We start from the raw sequence: 22,485 nt of genomic DNA, 5'->3' as shown, positions 1-22,485 counted from the left end.
CATTTAAATATTTATATAATTTATTAATATGAAAAATAAGATATTAACACATTTATATAGTAGAAATTTAATAAAAAAAATAGTTAATGAAAATAAATTAAATAATTTATTAAATGAAAATAAAATAGTGCTTTATTCTGGAATAGACCCTACATCTGATAGTTTACATATAGGACATATAATTTTAATAATTTTTATTAATAAATTTATAGAATTAAATAATAAATTTATAATATTAATAGGTGGATCTACTGGATTAATAGGTGATCCAAATTTCACAGGAAACAAAAGAAATAAATATACAGAAATATTTATAAATAAAAATAGTATAGAAATATCAAAACAATTAAAAAATATATTATTAAATAATATAAATTATAATAATATAAATATATTAAATAATAAACATTGGTTAAGTAAAATAAATATAATTGATTTTTTATATAATATAGGATCAAAATTTTCTATAAAAAATATATTAAATAGAAAATATATAAAAAATAATATTATACATAATAAAATTTCATATTCAGAACTAACATATACTTTATTACAAAGTTATGATTTTTTATATTTATATAATAATTATAATACAAAATTACAAATAGGTGGGTCAGATCAATGGAATAATATTATATATGGAATAAATTTAATAAAAAAAATACATAATAAAGATACATATGGAATAACTTTTCCAATAATAACTAATAATAATGGAATAAAATTTAGTAAATCTTCTAAAGAAAATATATGGCTAGATGATAAAAAAACAAGTCCATATAAATTTTATCAATTTTGGATTAATTTATCAGATAATTTAATTTTTAAATATTTAAAAATGTTTACTAATGAATCTTTGGAATATATAGAATATTTAGAAAAAAATAATATATATAATAATATATTAAAAGCTAAAAAATTATTAGCAGAAAAAATGACAGAAATGATACATGGTAAAAAAAAATTAAAATCTGCTATAAAAATAACAAATAGTTTATTTACTGGTAATTTAAATTTTAATGAAAAAGATTTAAAACAATTATATACAGATGGAATTCCAATAATTAATGTTAAATTAGGTATTAATTTACAACAAATAATAGTACAATTTAGTATTGTAAAATCAAATAATGAAGCTAAAAATATTATTTTATCTAATTCTATAAAAATAAATGGTATAGTAAATAATACTATAAAATATATTTTTACTAAAAAAGATATTTTATATGATAAATATACTTTATTATGCAAAGGTAAAAAAAACTATTATTTAATAGTTTGGGAATAATTTAATAAATTATTAATTAAATTAAATAATTAAATGTTAATATTATGTGCTGAAATAAGAAATATATGTAAAAATAAAAGACTTAATAAAAAATTAAGAGTTAGTAATAAAATATTAGCAGTTATATATGGAAAAAATATATTACCAATTAATATTATTATAGAATATAAAGATATAAATTTTTTAAAAGAAAAAGATAATTTAAATAAAGAAATATGTATAAAAATAAATGAATTGTGTTTTTTATCTAAAATAAAAGATATACAAATCAATTTAATAAAAAATAAAATATTACATATAGATTTTTATTTATTAAATAAATATTAAATATTTAATAGTATATAATTTATATAAATGCACTCTTAGCTTAATGGAAGAGCATCGGTCTTCTAAGCCGTAGGTTACAGGTTCGAGTCCTGTAGAGTGCAATTAAATTTTAAATTTCAAGGAAATAAAATGAATAACGTACTTTTAATAAATGGACCTAATTTAAATTTATTAGGAATAAGAGAACAAAATATATATGGTAATTTAAGTTTAGAAAAATTAGTAAATGATTTAATTAACAAATCTAAAGATTTAAATATTAATTTAAATCATATTCAATCTAATTCTGAAAGCATTATAATAAATAATATTCATAATTCTAAATTTAATAATATAAATTTTATAATAATAAATGCTGGAGCTTTTACTCATACTAGTATAGCTATAAGGGATGCATTTTTATCTGTAAAAATACCATTTATAGAAATACATATTTCTAATATATATTCTAGAGATCCATTTAGAAAATTTTCATATTTATCAGATATAGCGATAGGAACTATATGTGGATTAGGAATAAGTTCTTATTATTTTGCTATTCAATTTTCTAAAGATTTTTTAATTAAGAATAATTTAAATAAAAATAATGTTTAAAAAAATTAGAGGTTTTTTTTCAAATGATTTATCAATAGATCTAGGTACAGCTAATACATTGATATATGTAAAAAATCAAGGTATAGTATTAAATGAACCTTCTGTTGTATCAATAAAAAAAGATAGATCAGGAAATACAAGTATTACTGCAGTAGGACAAGAAGCTAAAAGAATGTTAGGAAGAACTCCTAGTAATATAATAACAATAAGACCATTAAAAGATGGTGTTATAGCTGATTTTTTTATAACAGAAAAAATGCTTCAATATTTTATAAAACAAGTTCATAGTAATAGTTTTATAAGACCAAGTCCAAGAGTATTAATATGTGTTCCTGTTGGAGCAACACAAGTAGAAAGAAGAGCAATAAGAGAATCCGCTCAAGGAGCTGGAGCTAGAGATGTATTTCTTATAGAAGAACCTATGGCAGCTGCTATTGGTGCTGGATTACCTGTATCTGAAGCTACTGGATCCATGGTAGTAGATATAGGAGGAGGAACAACAGAAGTTGCTATAATTTCGTTAAATGGAATAGTATATTCTTCTTCTGTAAGGATTGGTGGAGATAAATTTGATGAATCAATAGTAAATTATATAAGAAGAAATTATGGATCATTAATAGGAGAATCTACTGCTGAAAAAATAAAACATAATATAGGATATGCTTATCCATGTAAAGAATCTAAAGAATATGAAATAAGAGGTAGAAATTTAGCAGAAGGTATTCCAAAAATAATAAAATTAAATTCTAATGAAATATTGGATGCATTACAAGAACCATTATCAGGAATAGTTAGTGCGATAATGTTTGCATTAGAAAAATGTCCACCAGAATTAACATCTGATATTTTAGAAAAAGGAATGATTTTAACTGGAGGAGGTGCTTTATTAAAAAATATAAATAAATTAATAACTAAAGCAACAGGAATACCAGTAGTAATTGCAGAAGATCCTTTAACATGTGTTGTAAGAGGTGGAGGTAAAGCATTAGAAATAGTTAATATATATGATTTAGGATTATTTGATGAAGAATAATTATTATTACAATAATACGAAAAATAAAAATAAATTTAAATATATTTTATATTTATTTTTATTTGTTTTGATTTTAACTATATTAATATTTGACTATATTGAAAATAATTTAAATATTAAAATTAAAAAAGAATTAACTAATTGTATATATTATTTTATATATAATCCAATTATATATATAGAAAATTTTTTTAAAAATATTAAAGATGTATTTATTTTAAATAAAAAATTAATAAATATAAATGATAATTTAAATAAAAAAATTATTTCAGATAAAATAAATAAATTAGAATATGAAAATTGTAAAAAAGAAAATATAGAATTAAAAAAAATATTAAATATAAATATATTAAAAAAGTATAAATATAATATTTCTAAAATATTATATTATAATCATGTATTTTCTAGATTAATAATAGATAAAGGAATTGATGAAAATATACATATAGGTCAACCTGTATTAAATTATGATGGAATAATAGGATATATTTCATTATCTAATAAAAATAATAGTTATGTTAATTTAATATATAAATCTAAATCTAAAATATCTTTAAAAAATTCAAGAAATGGAATTATTTTTATAGCTAAAGGATCTGGAATAAATGGAATTCTTTTATGTAAAAATTTTAATATCATATTAAATAATACAGATGATTTTAAAGAAGGAGATTTACTAGTTTCATCTGGACTTGATGATTTATATCCAAAAAATTATCCAGTAGGTTATATATCAAAAATAATAAAAAATAAAAATAACTATTATTTAGATATAGAAATAAAAACATTATTTAATATAAATAATATAAATTATATAGTTATTTTAAAATGATATTTATTTTATTAAAAATATTTATATCTATATTATTAAATATATTAGTATCAAATTATTGTATAAATTATATATTATTAAATTTAATAATATATAATTTATTTAAAATATATATTATAAATTTAATTAATAATAGTAAATTAAATTATAAATATATATATATATTTATAATAAGTATTTTAAAAGATTTAATTTTTTATAATATATTATGTATAGAATTAATTACTATAATTATTTCTGATTTTTTTATTAAAAATAATATATTTATATTTAATAATAATAAATATATTGATAAATTTAAATTAATAACTATTTATAATATAATAACTTTTATAAGTAAATTATTAATATTTAAAATTTTAAATTTAATAAAATTAAACTATATTAATTTTTATACTAATGAAATTATTTGTATAATAATAAGTTCTGTTATAAGCTCTATTATAATCAATTAATTAAAATTGAATATCATCAGAAAAATCATCTAAGTTAATATCTTTATCTAAATCGTTTTCCTCATTTTCTTCTTTATTAAAAGATTTATTATCTTTTATTTCATTATTTTTATTAAAAGGATTATTTAATATTTGCATTGTTCCTCCTATTCCAACTACAACTTCAGTTGAATATCTTTCATTACCATTTTGATCTTTCCATTTTCTTGTTTGTATTTGACCTTCTATATATACTTGAGATCCTTTTTTTAAAAATTCTCCAGATATTTCAGCTAATTTTCCAAAAAAAACTACTCTATGCCATTCTGTTCTTTCTCTATTTTCTCCAGTATTTTTATCTTTCCATGTTTCAGATGTAGCTAAACTTATTGTTGTTACTGAATTACCACTTTGTGTATATCTAGTTTCAGGATCTTGACCTAAATAACCAACTAATATAACTTTGTTAACTCCTTTATTAGCCATATTTTTCTTAAAATTATTTAAAAGAATATTATTTATTATATTTTATTTGCTTCTAATTTAATAATTAATAATATATAATATAATTTTATTATTTACAATTAAATATTAATTAAATTGTAAATTAATTAATTTATTTTTTTTTATAAGTAAATATGAAAGATAATATATATAAAAATATTAAAGAAATATATATAGAAAATGAATTAAAAAATTCATATCTAGATTATGCAATGTCTGTAATAATAAGTAGAGCATTACCTGATGTAAGAGACGGTTTAAAACCTGTTCATAGAAGAATATTATTTGCTATGAATAATTTAGGAAATCTATATAATAAACCATATAAAAAATCAGCTAGAATAGTAGGTGATGTAATAGGTAAATATCATCCACATGGTGATAATGCTGTATATGATTCTATTGTAAGAATGGCACAAAATTTTTCACTAAGATATATATTAATAGAAGGACAAGGTAATTTTGGATCAATAGATGGAGATTCAGCAGCTGCAATGAGATATACAGAAATAAAAATGTCTAAAATTTCTAGTGAAATGTTATATGATTTAGAAAAAGATACAGTAGATTTTACTAAAAATTATGATGAAACTGAATATATACCTAATATATTACCATCAAGAATTCCTAATTTATTAATAAATGGATCTTATGGTATAGCTGTAGGTGTTATAACAAATATACCACCTCATAATTTATATGAAGTTATAAATGGATGTTTAGCTTTAATAGATAATAAAGATATATGTATAGAAGATTTAATGAAATTTATACCAGGTCCTGATTTTCCTACTTATGGAGAAATTCATGGCATAAATGATATAATTCAAATATATAAAACTGGAAAAGGAAAAATATGTGTTAGATCTAAAGTAAATTTAGAAAATATAAATAATATAAAAAATATAGTTATATCAGAATTACCTTATCAAGTAAATAAATTAAAATTAATAGAAAAAATAGCCGAATTAGTAAAAAATAAAAAAATAGATGGTATAAATAATATAAGAGATGAATCTGATAAAGATGGTATAAGAGTAGTTATAGAAATAAAAAAAGAATATGATTATAAAATAATATTAAATAATTTATATAAACATACTTCATTACAAATAAATTTATCTATTAATATGGTTGCATTAAAAGATGGCAAACCTAAAATACTATCATTAATAGATATATTAAATTCCTTTATAGATCATAGGAAAAATATAATATATAAAAGAAATTTATATTTATTAGATAAGAATAATGAAAAGTTAAATATAACTGAAGGATTAATAATTGCTATAAGTAATATAAATGAAATAATAAAAATAATAAAAAGTTCTAATTCATTAAATGAAGCAAAAAATAATCTTTTGTATAAAAAATGGAATTTAGATAGTAATATAATAAATTTAAAAGAAGAAAATAAATATATATTTAATAAAGAAAATAATAAATATGATTTAAAAAAAATAGTTCTAAATAATAAACAAATTCAATCTATATTAGAAATAAAACTTCAAAGATTAACAAATTTAGAATATAACAAATTAATAAATGAATATAAATTATTAATAAGTCAAATAAAAAAATCTATATCTATATTAAAAAATAATAATAATTTAATAATAGAATTAAAAAAAGAATTAATAGAAATTCAAAATGAATATAAAGATAAAAGAAGAACAAAAATAATTTTAAAAAAAAAAGATATTGATTTAGATAAATTAATAAATAAAACTGATGTTATAATAACTTTATCACATAAAGGATATATTAAAATACAACCTGTATCTGATTATGAATCTCAAAAAAGAGGTGGTAAAGGTAAATTATCTACAAAAATAAAGGATGAAGATTTTATATATATATTACTAGTAGCTAATACTCATGATGATTTATTATTATTTTCTAATAAAGGTATTGTATATAAAATAAAAGTATATCAATTACCTGAATTAAATAGATATTCTAGAGGAAAATTAATATATAATATATTATCTATAGATAACAATAATAAAATAACTGCTATTTTGCCTATAAAACCTAATATATATAATGATAATTATTATATATGTATGGTTACATTAAAAGGTTTTATAAAAAAAACATTATTATCAAAGTTTAAAAATCTAAAAAATGTAGGTATAATAGCTATTAAATTAAATTTAAATGATTTATTAATTGATGTTAAAATAACAAATGGAGATAATAATATAATTATTTTTTCTGCAAATGGTAGATCTGTAAGATTTTTAGAAAAAAAAATAAAATCTACTGGTAGAATATCATTTGGAGTAAAAGGTATAAATTTGATTGATAATGATAAGGTTGTATCTATTATTATTCCTAAAATTAATAGTCATATTTTAACAGTTACTGAAAATGGTATTGGTAAAAGAACTATTGAAAATGAATATCCTATTAAATCTAGATTTAATATAGGTGTTATATCTATTAAAGTAACAAATAAAAGTGGTAAAGTTATAAAATCAATAGAAGTAAATAATGAAGATCAATTATTAATTATAACTAATAGTGGTGTATTAGTTAGAATTAAAGTTTCTGAAATAAGTTTAATAAAAAGAAATACAAAAGGAATAACTTTAATAAAACTTTTAAAAGATGACTATGTTGTTGATTTACAAAAAATATCAAATTAATTTTATTAATTACTAAAATGAAGGTATATAAAAATGATTAAGAAAATTATATATTTAATATCATTAATATTTAATTATAAATTACAAGCTGCAACATCATATGAATTTAATAATAATAAAGTAAATGTTATAACAAATTTTTCTGTGGTTAAAGATTATAATAATATTTTAAATAAAAATATAGGTTTTCCTACAGTTAATTTAAATATTACTGGAACAAAAAAAATAAATAATTATTTAAATGCTTTCTTATTAACTGATGTAAATTTTAAATTAAATGAATTGTTTTATAATAAAAATTTTAATTTTATTAAACCTAAGTTATATTTTATGGGATTAAGAGATGTAAAATATGGAAGTGTTAGCTTTGGTAGAGACTATGGTGTTATATTTAACGTAAACAAATTTGTTAAAAAAGTTCCTATAATTGATTCTTTTTATAAACCAACAAACTATATGTTATATAAATCAAGTAATTTATTAACTTATAAAAATTATAATTTTTTTAATTATATAGAAGGTTTAGATATATATTTACAAAAACAATTTGAAAACGATGAATGTGAAAATTTACCATTATATTTATCTACAAGAGTATCTAATGGTGATGGATACGGTATTTATACAAAATATAAAATTAACTCATTTTTAGATGTTGCTGGAGCTTATTCAACTTCTGAAAGAACAAAAAATCAAATAGATTTTGATAAAAACAATAAAAATATTAATGCAATAGCATACTCACTAGGGTTTAGATTAAATACTGATAAATTATATATATCTTCAGTTTATGGAGAAACATATAATATTACACCATATGGTAATTTCCTAATGTTTAAAACATATAATGAAAAAAATAGAAAAGTAAATGAACCTTCTATGTATGGATTTTCAGATGTTGCAAAAAGTACAGGATTAATTATGCAATATAAATTTAATACAAATATAATTCCTTCTGTGGGTTACTTTCAAAGTAAAATATACACACCTGGAAATAACGATAACTATATAATTAAATATGTTGAATTATGCATGAGTTATAAATTATATAAATGTGCGTCATTATACTTTAATTATAAAATAAATTTATTAAATTTGAATGATTTTTACAAAAAAACAAATACATCTTGTAATAATTTATTTAATTTAGGATTTAATTGTTCTATATAATTTAAATTTTAAATATGAGACTTAATTTATGTATAAATATTTAATTAGTATAATGTTTTTTTTATATCCTAAAGTATCTTTTTCTTATATAAATTTTAATAGAGTATTAAATTATAGAAATTTAAAAGATTTCAAACTTATATTAAAATATAATAAAGATAAAAATTTTTATATAAAAATACCTAAAGATATATTGTTTCTTGAAAATAAAGATGAATATAATTTATATATAGAAAAATTTAGTAAAAATAAAAAAATTAATGAAATAGATACATTTCCTTACTTCGTTTTTAAGTAAGGAAATGTAATAAAAAATTAAATATTTACTATATTAAAAAATATCAAATTTTTATCTTTATAATATAATTTTGTATAAAAGTATCCAATTCTTTCAAATTGATATATTCTATTCTTAATAATTTTATTATTGCTTTTTTCTATAAATCCATTTTTTATTATTAATGAATTTTTATTTATTATATTTAATATATTTTTATTTTTATATGGATATTTATCTAAAAATAAATTTTCATAAATATAAAAAGTTGAATTTATTTTTTTTTTATATGATACCCAATGAATTATTTTATTTATTTTAATATTATTTAAATATATAGAATTAACTGTATTTTCATATAAAAAACATAATATACTTTTTATATTACCTTTTTTGTCTTTAAATATTTTTTTTGCACATATTATATATGAATATCTTAATTTTATTATTTTACCTATAGAAAATTTATTACATGTATTTGATAAACATTCACAAAAATCTGATTTTTCTATATATATTATTTTAGTAAAAACTATTTTTCTATTGCTAGATAATTTTTTATTAGGAAAATTAGGAACATATATTTCTTCTTCATAGTTATCATTTAAATTTTCTATTATTAATTTTATAGGATCAATAACAGACATAATTCTATATGAATTCTCATATAAGTCAGTTTTTATACAGTTTTCTAATATATTAATGTTTATGTTACTATTTTTCTTAGTTACTCCTATTTTTTTACAAAATACTTTTATAGAATTAGGAGTATATCCTCTATTTCTTAATCCAGATATAGTACATATTCTTGGATCATACCATTTATTTATAATTTTTTTATTAATTAAAAAATTAATTTTTCTTTTAGATAAAATATTATATTCTAGATTTAATCTTGAAAATTCATATTGTTTAGGTATAAAACCATTTATATCAATATTATTTAATATCCAATTATATAATTTTTTATTTTCTTCAAATTCTAATGTACATAATGAATGAGTTATATTTTCTAAAAAATCACATATACAATGAGAAAAATCGTATGTAGGATATATACACCATTTATTTTTGGTTCTTTTATGATATGTAAATTTTACTCTATATAAAATTGGATCTCTCATTAATAAAGATTTAGATTTCATATCTATTTTTGCTCTTAAACAAATTTCATTTTCTTTAAAATATCCATTTCTCATTTTAATAAAGTAATCAATATTTTCACTTATTGAATTATTTCTATATGGACTATCTATACCTATTTTATTAAGATTTCCTCTATAAATTTTTATTTTATTTATAGTTAATTTATCAATATATGCTAAATTTTTATTTATTAATTTAATAGCAAAATTAAATATTTCATCAAAATAATCTGATGTATATGATACATTATATTTATTTTTAAAACCTAACCAATCTATATCTTTTTTTATAGAGTTTATATACTTATTTTTTATATTTAATGGATTTGTATCATCAAATCTTAAATTACATTCACCATTATATTTATTAGCTATTAAAAAATTTAAAAATATAGATTTAGCATGTCCTATATGTAAATATCCATTAGGTTCAGGTGGAAATCTTGTTTTTATTTTTAAATTTTTATTATTTTTTATATCTTTATCTATTATTTTTATAATATAATTATTAAAATATAAATCATAATCATTCATATTTAATTTATTATTCTAATTTATTTGATTTAATAATTTTTAAAATATATAATATATTTTAAATAATAGAGCTACGTAGCTCAGTTTGGTTAGAGCACAGCATTCATAACGCTGATGTCACAGGTTCGATTCCTGTCGTAGCTAAGAAGTTTTTTAGCGGGAGTGGCGAAAAGGTATACGCACTAGATTTAGATCCTAGATATTTACGAGTTCGAGTCTCGTCTCCCGTACTTTAAAATAAATGGGGTATAGCCAAGAGGAAAGGCAACGGGTTTTGATCCCGTGATCCCAGGTTCAAATCCTGGTACCCCTGTAAATATTTAAATAATTAAATATTAATAATATTAATTAAATTATAAAATCTATTTTTTCATTATCTCTTAATGTTGTTACTAAATATCCATTTTTTGTTATTAATATAGTATGTTCATATTGTGCAGATAATCCATGATCTTTAGTTTTTACAGTCCAACCATCTTTCATTAATTTTACACCATCACTAATAGTATTTATCATTGGTTCTATTGTTATAGCCATTCCTGGTTTTAATACATAATTATTATAATCTGAATAATAATGTAAAACTTGAGGATTATCATGAAATTTTTTTCCTATTCCATGTCCACAATAATCTTTTACTACATAAAATCCATTAAATTCTACAAAATTTTCTATTATTTTACCAATAGTATTTAATTTTATTCCAGGATATATATTTTTTATTGCTAAATATAAACTTTTTTTAGCAACTAAACACAATCTACTAGCTATTTTAGAAACTTTACCAACACAAAACATTTTAGATGTATCTCCATAAAATCCATCTTTAAAAATAGTTACATCTATATTTAAAATATCACCTTCTTTTATATATCTATTATTATCTGGAATTCCATGACATACTACTTCATTTATAGATGTACATATAGATTTTGGAAATCCTTTATAATTTAATATTGCAGACTTTGCATTTAATTTTTTTTCTATATATAAATTACATATATCATTCAACTCTCCAGTAGATATTCCTGGTTTTATATATAATTTTATCATATCTAAAACTTTAGAAGCTAAATTTCCTACTATTAACATTTTTTCTAATTCTGTATCTAAATTTATCATATTAAATAATATAAATTTAATTAAAATAATAATAAATATATATTATATTTAATTATTAATAAATAATATTATATAATTATAATATAATTTATATTATAAATATATTGAGGATATTAAATGATTGATTTTTGTATAGAAGAAATGATAAATCTTGGTATTCATTTTGGACATAATATAAAAAATTGGAATCCTAAAATGAAACCATATATATTTGGAATATATAATAATATACATATAATAAATTTAGATAAAACTATAGAATTATTTAAAATAGCTTTGATAGAATTAAAAAAAATACATGATAAAAAGGGAAAAATATTATTTGTTGGTACTAAAAAAATATTTAATGAATCTATAGAAGATATAGCTTGTAAGTGTAAACAATATTTTATAAATAATAGATGGCTTGGTGGAACATTAACCAATTGGAAAACAATAAAAAAATCTATCAAAAAATTAAAATTATTAGAAGATAAATACGAAGATAAAAATATAGTTAAAAAATTTACTAAAAAGGAATTAAGTATTTATTATAAAAATATAAATAAATTAAAAAAAAATTTATTAGGTATAAAAAATATGAATAGTTTACCTGATGTTTTATTTATAATAGATACAATAAATGAAAAAATAGCTATAGAAGAAGCAAATAAATTAAAAATACCAGTATTTGCTATAGCAGATACTAATTCAAATCCAGATAAAATAGATTTTATAATACCTGGTAATGATGATTCTAAAAAATCAGCAAATTTTTATTTAAATAATATTTATAATTATTTAAACAATTAAAATAAATTTATGATTATGAGTAAAGATAATATAGAATTAATAAAAAAATTGAGAAAAAAAACAGGTTTAGGATTATTAGAATGTAAAAAAATACTACATGAATCTAATTTTAATATTTCATTAGCAATAAAAAAATCATTTAACATTAAAAAAGATAAATTTTCTAAAATTAGTTTATCTAGACCTTCTAAAGGTAAAATTTTATGTGGTAATTCTAAAGACTATAAATATAGTATTTTATTAGAAATAAATAGTGAAACCGATTTTGTTTCTAATAATGAAAAATTTAATAATTTTTGTGATAAAATAATTAAATATTCTATAGAAAATAAAATTGAAAATTTTGATAATATAAATGATAAATTTAATTTGTATAAATTAAATTTAGTATCAGAGTTTAATGAAAATATATCCTTTGGAAAAAAATATATTTTTAATAATACTAATTTTAGTTTTTCATATGTTCATATTAAAAAAATAGGTGTTATAATTAATTTTCATGGTAATATTAATAATTTAGATATAATAAAAAAAATATCAATGCATATTATATCAAATAAACCGAAATATATCTGTAAAAATAATATACCAAAAGATATAATAGATAATGAATATTATATACAAAATGATATATTTAAATTTAAAGAAAATAATAATGAAAATGAAAAAGATAAATATATAAAAAATAAAATAGAAGAATTTATAATAGATAATTCATTATTAGAACAAAAATTTATATTTGATAATAATATAAATATAAAAGATTTATTGAATAAATATAATTTAAAAATATTTAATTTTAAAATAATAGAATTAAAATATAATTAATTAATTAATAATTTATGAAAAATATAGATATTTTTAATGAATCTGATATAAAGATAAATAATTTAATAAAAAATTTTAATAAATATATTGATAATATAAATATTGGTAAAATATCTGTAAATTTAATAAGTAAATTAAAAATTAAATACCTTAATAATATAGAAGAATTAAATAAATTGTCATTAATAACAAAAGAAAATTCTAAAACTTTAATTTTAAATCCATTTGATAAAAATTTATTAGAAAAAATAAAAAATTGTATATTAGATTCTAATTTAGATTTAAAAGTTTATGTATGTAATGAATCTTACATAAAAATAGTATGTTCTGATATAACTGAAGAAAAAAGAATAAAAATAATTAAAATTATTAAAGAAAATTCTGAAAAAAATAAAATTTATATAAGAAACATAAGAAGAGATTTTAATAATAAAATAAAAAATTTAAAAAATAATAAAGAAATAAGTGAAGATGAGTTTAATAAATACAATAAATTTTTTACTGATAAAGTTAATAAATATATAACATATATAGATGATTTAATTAAAAATAAAGAGAAAGATTTATTAAAAATTTAATAAATTATTAATTTAAATAATATGTTTAATTTTTTAGAAAAAAAAAATTTTAATAATAAAATAGATTACAAATATTATATAAAACATATAGCAATTATAATGGATGGAAATGGTAGATGGGCTGAAAAAAAAGGTAAATTAAGAAAATATGGACATATTAAAGGTATAAAAGTTATAAACTCAATAATTAAATTTTCAATTAATTTAAAATTAAAAGTATTGACTTTATATGCATTTAGTAGTGAAAATTGGAACAGACCATATTCTGAAGTATCAGAATTATTTAAATTATTTAATAAAACTTTAAAAAATGAAATAAATAGTTTAAATAAAAATAATATAAAATTAAATATTATAGGAAATATAAAAGAATTAGATAAAGATTTTCAAAATAATATATATAAATCTGAAGAAATAACAAAAAATAATACTGGATTAATATTAAATATTGCTATAAATTATGGAGGTAAATGGGATATAATAGAATCATTTAAAAAAGTATTAAATAAAATAGATTACAAAATATTATCTATTAATGATATAAATGAATCTATTATTAATGATAATTTATGTATAAATGATTGTCCACCTATAGATTTAGTAATAAGAACTGGAGGTGAAAAAAGAATAAGTAATTTTTTATTATGGCAAATAGCTTATTCTGAATTATATTTTACAGATGTATTATGGCCAGATTTTAATAAAATAGATTTTTATAATGCTATAAAAAATTTTTATAAAAGAAATAGAAAGTTTGGAAAATTATATTAAATAGATTTATCTATTTAATAAATCTTTAATTAAATAATTTTAAATTTATGAATATATTTATATTAATATTAATAATTATACCAAGATATCTAAAAGCTGAAGATAATATAATAATTAAAAATGTATGTATTGAAGGATTATATAGAATATCTAAAGATTATGTAATATCTAAAATACCATTTTACTACATTAAAGAATATAAAATAGATAATAATAATATTAGTAATTTATTTAATTCTATTATATCAACTAAACATTTTAGTCATATGAAATTATTATATAATGAAAATAATAGTAGTTTGATTATAAAATTAATTGAAAATCCTATAATAATTTCAGTAGATTTTATAGGTAATAAGTTATTAAACAATGATTTTTTAAAGAAAATATTTATTGAAAAAGAGTTATATATAAATGATGAATTAAGTAATAATAAATTATTTAATTTAATATCTTTAATATCTAATTTATATAAAAGTATAGGAAATTATAATGTTAAAATAGAAACAGATTTATTAAATATTTCACCTAATAAAGTAAAATTAAAAATTATATTTAATGAAGGTAAAAGTTCTATTATAAAAAGTATAAGTATAAATGGAAATAATAATATAAAATCTAATAAAATATTAAATAAATTCAAATCTTTTAATAATAGATTAAAATTTATGAATTTAATACTTAGATCTGTATATATAGAAAAAAATTTTGAAGAAGATTTAGATAAAATGAAATCTTTATATGAAGAAAATGGATATTTTGATTTTATTATAAAAGATAAAAAAATTACATTTTCAGAAGATAAAAGTAAAGTATTTATTAATTTATATATATATGAAGGTAATAAATATAGTATAAATGATTTTGAATTAGTTGGTGATTTTGATTCTTGTTATTATGATAGCTTAAATAATATTTTAAATAAATATTTACATAAAAAAGTATTTAATATTAAAAAAATAAAAAAAATAAAAAATGAAATAAAAGATTTCTTAATTAGTAAGGGATATTCATTTCCAATGATTAATACTAAGATAGTTAATATAGATAATACTGATAAAAAAAAATTAAAATTTAATATTATATGTAATTATAAATTTAATGTAAGAAATATATTAATAAGTGGTAATAATAATACATTAGATAAAGTTATAAGAAGAGAAATATATCAATCTGAATTTTCTACATTAAATATTAATTTAATATGTGATGATGTTGATAGATTAAATAAATTAAAATTATTTAAAAAAATAGATGTTAAAACTATATCTTTAGAAAATAATATTAGTAGTACTAAATTAGTTGATTTATTATTTGATATAAGTGAAATGAATACTAGTGGATTTAAGGTAGGTTTAAGTTTAAATGAAAATTATAATCCAAATATTAAACTTGATTTTATAAAAAGTAATTTTTTATGTAAAAATAGTTTAATATCATTAATTATTAATTATAATAAAGATAAAGCTAATGTAGAGTTTATAATTAGTGATCCATATTTTTTTAATGATGAAAGAATAAAATCTGGTAGTAAAATATTTTATTCTAGTTTTTTAAAAGAAAATGAATATTATAGTTTACTAAATATTAATTATGGAATTTCTAATTTTATAAATTTACCTATGTATAATTCTTTTTGGTCTGATTATGAATTAATATTTCATATAAATGAAACAAAAGTTAATTATTATGATTATTTTATATTTGATGAAGTAATTAGTTTAAGTTTTCTAAAAGATTTCTTTTTAGATAATGAAGAAATTTATAATAGATTTTTACCTATATTAAATAAATCATATGATTTTTTATTTTTTGCATCTTTTAATTATGACAGTTTAAATCATAATATTTTTCCTACAAATGGAAAAAAATTTACATTAAATTGTAAATCTACATTACCTTTAATATCAGATAATAAATATTACATATGTAATATTACATTTGAAAATTATTTTACAAATCTTGATTTCATGAATTTAACATTTTTTAATAAAACTCAAATATATTCAATATGTAATTTATTTAAAAAAAATATTCCATTTTATAATTATTTTTATTTAGATAAAATAGATTTAGTTAGAGGTTTTAAAGAAGATCCAAGTGACTATGTTTTTGAATGTGTAAATTATATAGATAGTTCTATATTAGAAAGAGATAATATATTTAGTGATATTAAAATAATTATAAAAAATGAATTATGTATACCTACAGAAACTTTATTAGGTTATAAATATAATAATATTGCTCGTCTATCTTATTTTATGGATTTTGGATTTGAAATTCAATCTAAAAAAGAAATAGATAATTTATTAGAATCATTTATTAATATTTTTGAATATGAATATATGAGACATGTACATCTATCTACTGGTTTAACATTTAGAATAGCTTCTTCAACAGGATTAATTAATTTTTCTTATATTATTCCTATATTAAAATGTTCTCCTTATGAAAAAATGGAAAAATTTCAATTTAGTATAAACAAAAAATGGTAAAATAAAATGAATGAATTTGTTCATTTAAATATACATAGTGAATATTCTATATTTGATAGTTTAATTAAAATAGATGATTTAATAAATTTAGCTAATAAATTTAATTATTCATCTATAGCCATAAATGATTTTTCTAACTTATTTGGAGTAATAGAATTTTATAAAAGTTGTTGTTTTAATGGAATAAAACCTATAATTGGTTCTGATTTTTACCTACTTGAAGATTTTAATATAAATAAATTTAATAATTTTAAAAATTTAAATAAAATTACAATATTTTGTTTATCTAATATAGGATATAAAAATTTAATTTTATTAATATCTGATTCTTATAAAAATAAAAAAAAAAGTAATTATCCTATAATAAATAAAAAATTACTAGTTAAATATAATAAAGAATTATTAATATTATATGGAAATATAAATAGTTATTTGGGAATTAATATATTAAATAATGATTTAGATAAAATTCATAATGATATAAAATTTTATAAAAAATATTTTAATAATAGATTTTATATTGAAATATCAAGAATCAAAAAAAAAAATGAAGAATTACATATATATAATGCATTAAAAATATCTAAATATTATAAATTACCAATAGTAGCAACTAATGAAGTAAGATTTTTAAGTAAAAAAGATTTTTATTTTCATGCTATAAAAGTTTCTATACATAATAATAAATCTATATCTGATAATTTAACAAAATATACATGTGAACAATTTTTTAAAAGTAAAGATGACATAAATAATATTTTTTCTGATATTCCAGAAGTTATTTCTAATTCAGTAGAAATATCTAAAAGATGTAATGTTTTTTTAAAATTTAATAAGAGATTTTTACCTAAGTTTAATATAGATGAAAATTATTGTAAAAAAATATTAACTAATTTAAGTTATAAAGGATTAAAAAATAGATTAAAAGTTGAATATAATAATATTAATTTATATAAAGATAAAATAAATTTTTACGAAGAAAGATTAAATAAAGAATTAAATATTATAAATAATATGGGTTTTACTGGGTATTTTTTAATAGTTAATGAATTTACAAAATGGGCTATAGAAAATAATATACCAATAGGTCCAGGTAGAGGATCTGGTTCAGGTTCATTAGTATCTTACTCTCTTAATATAACATGTTTAGATCCAATACTTTTTGACTTAATTTTTGAAAGATTTTTGAATCCAAATAGAATATCTATGCCAGATTTTGATATAGATTTTTGTGTAGAAAAAAGAGATATGGTAATAAATCATGTTATAGAATTATATGGAAAAGATTTTGTATCTAGAATAATTACATTTAATTGTATGACAGCTAAATCAGTTATTAAAGATGTAGGAAGAGTATTAGGATATACATTTAATTTTATTAATAATATATCGAAATCTATACCTTTTAATTCTAAAATAACATTAAATGAATTAATTAAAAAAGAAAAAAAATTTAAAGATTTATATGAAAATGATAAGGAAATAAAAAAAATAATAAATATATCGAAAAAATTAGAAGGATATGTAAGAAATATAGGAAAACACTCTGGAGGATTAGTTATATCACCTTATAAAATAACTAAATTTATGCCATTATATTATGATGATTCTAATGTATTAACACAATTTGATAAAAAAAGTATAGAAAAAATTGGATTAGTTAAATTTGATTTTTTAGGATTAAAAACATTAACTATTATAAATAATATTATAAATAACATAAAAGTAAAATATAAAAAAATAGTTAATATAAATTATATATCTTTAGATGATAAATTAAGTTTTGATATGCTTATTTCATGTAAAACAACTGGAATATTCCAATTAGAATCAAAAGGAATAAAAAAATTAATAAAAAAATTAAAACCAAACACATTTAAAGATATAATAGATTTAATAGCGTTATTTAGACCAGGACCACTAAAATCTGGTATGGTTGATGATTTTATTAATAGAAGAAATAATTTAGAAAAAGTTTATTATCCATATAAAAATTTAGAACATGAATTATTAATAAATATATTAAAACCAACATATGGAATAATTTTATATCAAGAACAAATAATAAAAATAGCACAAATTTTTTCTAATTATTCATTATCTGAAGCAGATATTCTAAGACAAATTATAAGTAGTAAAAATTACTATGAAATGAAAAAACATAAATTAAAATTTATAAATGGAGCTTTAAATAATGGAATAAATAAAGAATTATCAAGTAAAATATTTGATTTAATAGAAAAATTTTCTGGATATGGATTTAATAAATCTCATTCAGCATCTTATGCATTAATAACATATCAAATGTTATGGTTAAAATCAAATTATACTATTATATTTATGTCTGAAGTAATGACTTTTAATATGAATAATTATGAAAAAATAAATAATTTAATTTCTGAATGTAAAAATATGAATATAAATATTATTAATTTAAATATTAATTCAAGTAAATATGATTTTTATGTAAATAAAAATAATAATATAGAATACGGAATAGGAACTATAAAAGGATTGAATAAAAATTTAATTACAGAAATAATTAATGATAGAATCAAAAATGGATATTATAAAAGTGTATTAGATTTATGTATAAGAATAGATAAAAATTTTTTAAATAAAAAATCTATAGAAATATTAATAGAGAATGGATTATTTAATTCATTAAAAATAGATAAAAATAAAGAAATCAATAATTTGGATGTATATATAAAAAAATCTAATAAATTAAATAATAATATTTTAAATAAACAAATTGATATGTTTGAATAAATATTTAATTTAAATAAATTGTTTTAATTTAATAAAAAATAAGTTATTATATAGTAATATTTATTTAAAAAAATAATAGGATTATTTATGTCAAATAAAATAAAAGGTCAAGTTAAATGGTTTAATGAATCTAAAGGATTTGGATTTATTACACCTAGTGATGGTGGAAAAGATGTTTTTGTTCATTTTTCTTCTATTCAAGGAAGTGGATTTAAAACATTAACTGAAGGACAAAATGTTGAGTTTGAAATACAAGAAAGTCAAAAAGGACCATCAGCTATTAATGTTAATATAATATAGAAAAATTTTATACCAGTAATAATTAATATTGTTACTGGTTTATTTATGTATAACATATTATCTATTGATACAACTACTAATATTTGTTATATAGGTTTATATTATAATAATAATTTATTTAAATTTTCTAGAAAATACAATTTTAATTATTTAGATAAAATTTTATATGATATAGATTATTTTTTATTTAAAAATAATATATCTATTAAAAATATAAATATTATAGTATGTATATGTGGTCCAGGTGATTTTACTAGTACTAAAATAGGAATTTGTATATGTCATGGATTATCTTTTGGAATAGATATTCCAATCATAAAAATAAATTCTTTAGAAATTTTAGCATATAGTTCATATCTTTATTTTAATAAAAAAAATAATATTATATCTATGATTAATGGATATTCTAAATTAATATATTGGTCTGAATTTTATATATCTAGAAAAAATATTTGTATATCAAAGTTTAAAGTAATTAAATTTACATATTTATGTGATATTATAAAATATATAAATAAATTTGATAATGAATATATAATTTCTGGTAATGCTTATACAAATCATATAAATAAATTTTTAGATAATAAAAATATATTGTTTTCTAAAATAAAAGTACAGAAAATAGAAGATGTTATATCTTTATCATTAAAATTAATAAGTTTAAATAAATTTTCTAATTTTAAAAAAGTATTACCTATTTACTAATTTCTTTATAAATTATACTTATTGGAATATTTTTATAATTTAAATTTTTATAAAAACAATTAGATATATATTTTTTATAAGAATTACTTAATAAGTAAGTTCTTTTACCAAAAATTATTATTTTTATTGGATTGGTACTATAAATATTACAAAATTTAAGTTTAGGTTGTTTATCATTTATATATTTATGATTTAAATTTTTAATAGATTCATATAATATTTTATTTAAATAATTTGTTTTAAGTTTTTTAAATAAAAATTTATCTATAATATTTATATTATTAAAAATATGTTTTATATTTTTTTTATATAATGCTGATATAAAAATTATATTTATAAATTTTATAAAATTTAATTTCTTTAAAATTTCATTTTTTTTTATTTTAAAAATTTTTTTATTTAATAAATCACATTTATTTATTAATAAAATTATAGGTTTTCCTAATTTTATTAAATGATTTATTAATATTAAATCTTTATTTGTTATTTCTAATGTAATATCTATTATAAATATTATGATATTTGATTTATTTATATTTTTTATTAAAATATAATTTATTTTATTTATATAACTAGATGAATTTTTTATTTTTGATAAAAAATCTATATTAATTATTCCTGCTGTATCTGTAAATATTAAATTAATATTTTTTAATTTTATAATTGTATTTGTACTATCTTTAGTAGTACCAGGTTGACTAGAAGTAATTAATAATTTTTCATTTGAAATAGAATTTATTAAAGTTGATTTTCCAACATTTTGTTTTCCTATAACAGATAATTTTATATATTTATTATTATCTAAATCTATAAACTTATATTTATCATTTATAATAAAATTATTTGTATTACTAAATATTTTATTAATTAATGATCTTATTCCTTTATTATATAAAGATGATATATATATAATATCTTCTTTATTAATAAAATTAAATTCATTTTTTATGTTATTTAATAAATCAATTTTATTAATAATTAAAAATATTTTTTTCTTAAATGTAAGTAAAAATTTAAATAAATTTACATCTTTATAAAAATTAGAATTAGATGAATCAACTATAAATAATATTATATTTGAATTATTTATAGAATATATAATTTGATTAAATACTTTTTTATATATTTTTTTATTTGGAAAATCTAATATAGCAGCTGTATCAATAAATCCTATATTTTTACTTTTAAAATTAATAAAATTATATTTTATATCTACAGTTGTACCAGGATCATCAGATATTAATGAGTAATTAAATTTTAATAATCTATTAAATAACAATGATTTGCCAACGTTAGATCTACCAATTATAGAAACTATAGCATCATATTTCAT

General features: G+C 16.7%; 21 protein-coding genes and 4 tRNA genes. 21 read left to right on the top strand and 4 right to left on the bottom strand.

All coding sequences use genetic code 11. From position 1 onward, the window contains the following. Positions 1-28 precede the first annotated feature (28 nt). The 7 genes from tyrS (at position 29) to NARPIN1_RS00340 (ending at position 4,529) form a co-directional block, all read left to right on the top strand. Positions 29-1,288: a tyrosine--tRNA ligase gene (gene tyrS, locus NARPIN1_RS00370; protein ID WP_130579132.1), complete on the top strand. Its 1,260-nt coding sequence runs from the start codon at positions 29-31 to the stop codon at positions 1,286-1,288. A 33-nt stretch (positions 1,289-1,321) separates the two neighbouring features. Continuing rightward, the gene (locus NARPIN1_RS00365) at positions 1,322-1,615 is read left to right on the top strand and encodes a hypothetical protein (RefSeq protein WP_130579130.1); all 294 of its coding nucleotides are present in this window, start codon (positions 1,322-1,324) and stop codon (positions 1,613-1,615) included. A gap of 29 nt (positions 1,616-1,644) precedes the next feature. Further along, positions 1,645-1,716, top strand: a tRNA-Arg gene (locus NARPIN1_RS00360). A 28-nt stretch (positions 1,717-1,744) separates the two neighbouring features. After that, positions 1,745-2,209 carry a type II 3-dehydroquinate dehydratase gene (aroQ, locus tag NARPIN1_RS00355; RefSeq protein WP_130579128.1) on the top strand — a complete coding sequence of 155 codons (465 nt, stop codon included), beginning with the start codon at positions 1,745-1,747 and terminating at the stop codon, positions 2,207-2,209. Then, positions 2,202-3,242, top strand: coding sequence for a rod shape-determining protein (locus NARPIN1_RS00350; protein WP_130579126.1), 1,041 nt, complete (start codon positions 2,202-2,204; stop codon positions 3,240-3,242). Before aroQ ends, NARPIN1_RS00350 begins: the two co-directional genes overlap by 8 nt. Beyond that, positions 3,232-4,074: a rod shape-determining protein MreC gene (mreC, locus tag NARPIN1_RS00345; RefSeq protein WP_130579124.1), complete on the top strand. Its 843-nt coding sequence runs from the start codon at positions 3,232-3,234 to the stop codon at positions 4,072-4,074. Before NARPIN1_RS00350 ends, mreC begins: the two co-directional genes overlap by 11 nt. Further along, entirely contained in the window at positions 4,071-4,529 is a 459-nt protein-coding gene (locus NARPIN1_RS00340) for a hypothetical protein (RefSeq protein ID WP_130579122.1), read from the top strand. The genes mreC and NARPIN1_RS00340 overlap by 4 nt, the downstream gene beginning before the upstream one ends. Here the strand turns inward: NARPIN1_RS00340 and ssb are convergent, their stop codons facing one another. Continuing rightward, positions 4,530-4,994: a single-stranded DNA-binding protein gene (gene ssb, locus NARPIN1_RS00335; RefSeq protein ID WP_130579121.1), complete on the bottom strand. Its 465-nt coding sequence runs from the start codon at positions 4,992-4,994 to the stop codon at positions 4,530-4,532. Positions 4,995-5,146: 152 nt separating this feature from the next. Here ssb and gyrA point away from each other — a divergent pair, with 152 nt between their 5' ends. Genes gyrA through NARPIN1_RS00320 form a run of 3 tightly spaced genes read left to right on the top strand, consistent with a single transcriptional unit; the run spans position 5,147 to position 9,131 of the window. Further along, positions 5,147-7,663: a DNA gyrase subunit A gene (gene gyrA / locus NARPIN1_RS00330; RefSeq protein WP_130579119.1), complete on the top strand. Its 2,517-nt coding sequence runs from the start codon at positions 5,147-5,149 to the stop codon at positions 7,661-7,663. 33 nt (positions 7,664-7,696) lie between these two features. Further along, the gene (locus tag NARPIN1_RS00325; RefSeq protein WP_130579117.1) at positions 7,697-8,833 is read left to right on the top strand and encodes a porin; all 1,137 of its coding nucleotides are present in this window, start codon (positions 7,697-7,699) and stop codon (positions 8,831-8,833) included. A 28-nt stretch (positions 8,834-8,861) separates the two neighbouring features. Continuing rightward, positions 8,862-9,131, top strand: a complete 270-nt coding sequence (locus tag NARPIN1_RS00320; RefSeq protein ID WP_130579115.1) for a hypothetical protein — start codon at positions 8,862-8,864, stop codon at positions 9,129-9,131. Positions 9,132-9,148: 17 nt separating this feature from the next. Here NARPIN1_RS00320 and glnS read toward each other — a convergent pair whose 3' ends face one another. After that, complete coding sequence (glnS, locus tag NARPIN1_RS00315; RefSeq protein WP_130579113.1) at positions 9,149-10,789, bottom strand: glutamine--tRNA ligase; 1,641 nt, start codon at positions 10,787-10,789, stop codon at positions 9,149-9,151. Positions 10,790-10,858: 69 nt separating this feature from the next. Here glnS and NARPIN1_RS00310 point away from each other — a divergent pair. From NARPIN1_RS00310 to NARPIN1_RS00300, 3 genes are all read left to right on the top strand, one after another. Continuing rightward, positions 10,859-10,933 (top strand) — tRNA-Met (locus NARPIN1_RS00310). A gap of 12 nt (positions 10,934-10,945) precedes the next feature. After that, a tRNA-Leu gene (locus tag NARPIN1_RS00305) sits at positions 10,946-11,019 on the top strand. A 13-nt stretch (positions 11,020-11,032) separates the two neighbouring features. After that, positions 11,033-11,102, top strand: a tRNA-Gln gene (locus NARPIN1_RS00300). A gap of 35 nt (positions 11,103-11,137) precedes the next feature. Here NARPIN1_RS00300 and map read toward each other — a convergent pair. Next, positions 11,138-11,911 carry a type I methionyl aminopeptidase gene (gene map / locus NARPIN1_RS00295; RefSeq protein ID WP_130579111.1) on the bottom strand — a complete coding sequence of 258 codons (774 nt, stop codon included), beginning with the start codon at positions 11,909-11,911 and terminating at the stop codon, positions 11,138-11,140. Between the two features lie 117 nt (positions 11,912-12,028). On the opposite strand from map, the gene rpsB reads away from it, so the two are divergent. The 8 genes from rpsB to tsaB all read left to right on the top strand — a co-directional run bounded on the left by rpsB (position 12,029) and on the right by tsaB (position 21,152). Next, positions 12,029-12,703, top strand: coding sequence for a 30S ribosomal protein S2 (rpsB, locus tag NARPIN1_RS00290; RefSeq protein WP_130579109.1), 675 nt, complete (start codon positions 12,029-12,031; stop codon positions 12,701-12,703). Between the two features lie 9 nt (positions 12,704-12,712). Continuing rightward, positions 12,713-13,531 carry a translation elongation factor Ts gene (gene tsf / locus NARPIN1_RS00285; protein ID WP_130579107.1) on the top strand — a complete coding sequence of 273 codons (819 nt, stop codon included), beginning with the start codon at positions 12,713-12,715 and terminating at the stop codon, positions 13,529-13,531. Positions 13,532-13,545: 14 nt separating this feature from the next. Further along, positions 13,546-14,109: a ribosome recycling factor gene (locus NARPIN1_RS00280; RefSeq protein WP_130579105.1), complete on the top strand. Its 564-nt coding sequence runs from the start codon at positions 13,546-13,548 to the stop codon at positions 14,107-14,109. A gap of 21 nt (positions 14,110-14,130) precedes the next feature. Beyond that, on the top strand, positions 14,131-14,880 hold the full coding sequence (gene uppS / locus NARPIN1_RS00275) for a polyprenyl diphosphate synthase (protein ID WP_130579103.1): 750 nt from the start codon (positions 14,131-14,133) through the stop codon (positions 14,878-14,880). 47 nt (positions 14,881-14,927) lie between these two features. Continuing rightward, complete coding sequence (bamA, locus tag NARPIN1_RS00270; RefSeq protein ID WP_130579101.1) at positions 14,928-17,375, top strand: outer membrane protein assembly factor BamA; 2,448 nt, start codon at positions 14,928-14,930, stop codon at positions 17,373-17,375. A gap of 6 nt (positions 17,376-17,381) precedes the next feature. After that, positions 17,382-20,147: a DNA polymerase III subunit alpha gene (dnaE, locus tag NARPIN1_RS00265; protein WP_130579099.1), complete on the top strand. Its 2,766-nt coding sequence runs from the start codon at positions 17,382-17,384 to the stop codon at positions 20,145-20,147. Positions 20,148-20,234: 87 nt separating this feature from the next. After that, entirely contained in the window at positions 20,235-20,447 is a 213-nt protein-coding gene (gene cspE / locus NARPIN1_RS00260; RefSeq protein WP_130579097.1) for a transcription antiterminator/RNA stability regulator CspE, read from the top strand. Between the two features lie 45 nt (positions 20,448-20,492). Next, positions 20,493-21,152, top strand: coding sequence for a tRNA (adenosine(37)-N6)-threonylcarbamoyltransferase complex dimerization subunit type 1 TsaB (tsaB, locus tag NARPIN1_RS00255; RefSeq protein ID WP_130579095.1), 660 nt, complete (start codon positions 20,493-20,495; stop codon positions 21,150-21,152). Here tsaB and der read toward each other — a convergent pair. After that, positions 21,142-22,485: a ribosome biogenesis GTPase Der gene (gene der, locus NARPIN1_RS00250; protein ID WP_130579093.1), complete on the bottom strand. Its 1,344-nt coding sequence runs from the start codon at positions 22,483-22,485 to the stop codon at positions 21,142-21,144. The two genes, tsaB and der, sit on opposite strands and share 11 nt — an antisense overlap.

Source organism: endosymbiont of Pachyrhynchus infernalis (assembly GCF_004296515.1).
Lineage (GTDB): Bacteria > Pseudomonadota > Gammaproteobacteria > Enterobacterales > Enterobacteriaceae > Nardonella.
The sequence above is the reverse complement of the archived record's forward strand: the minus strand, read 5'-3'. Positions and strand labels throughout refer to the sequence as shown.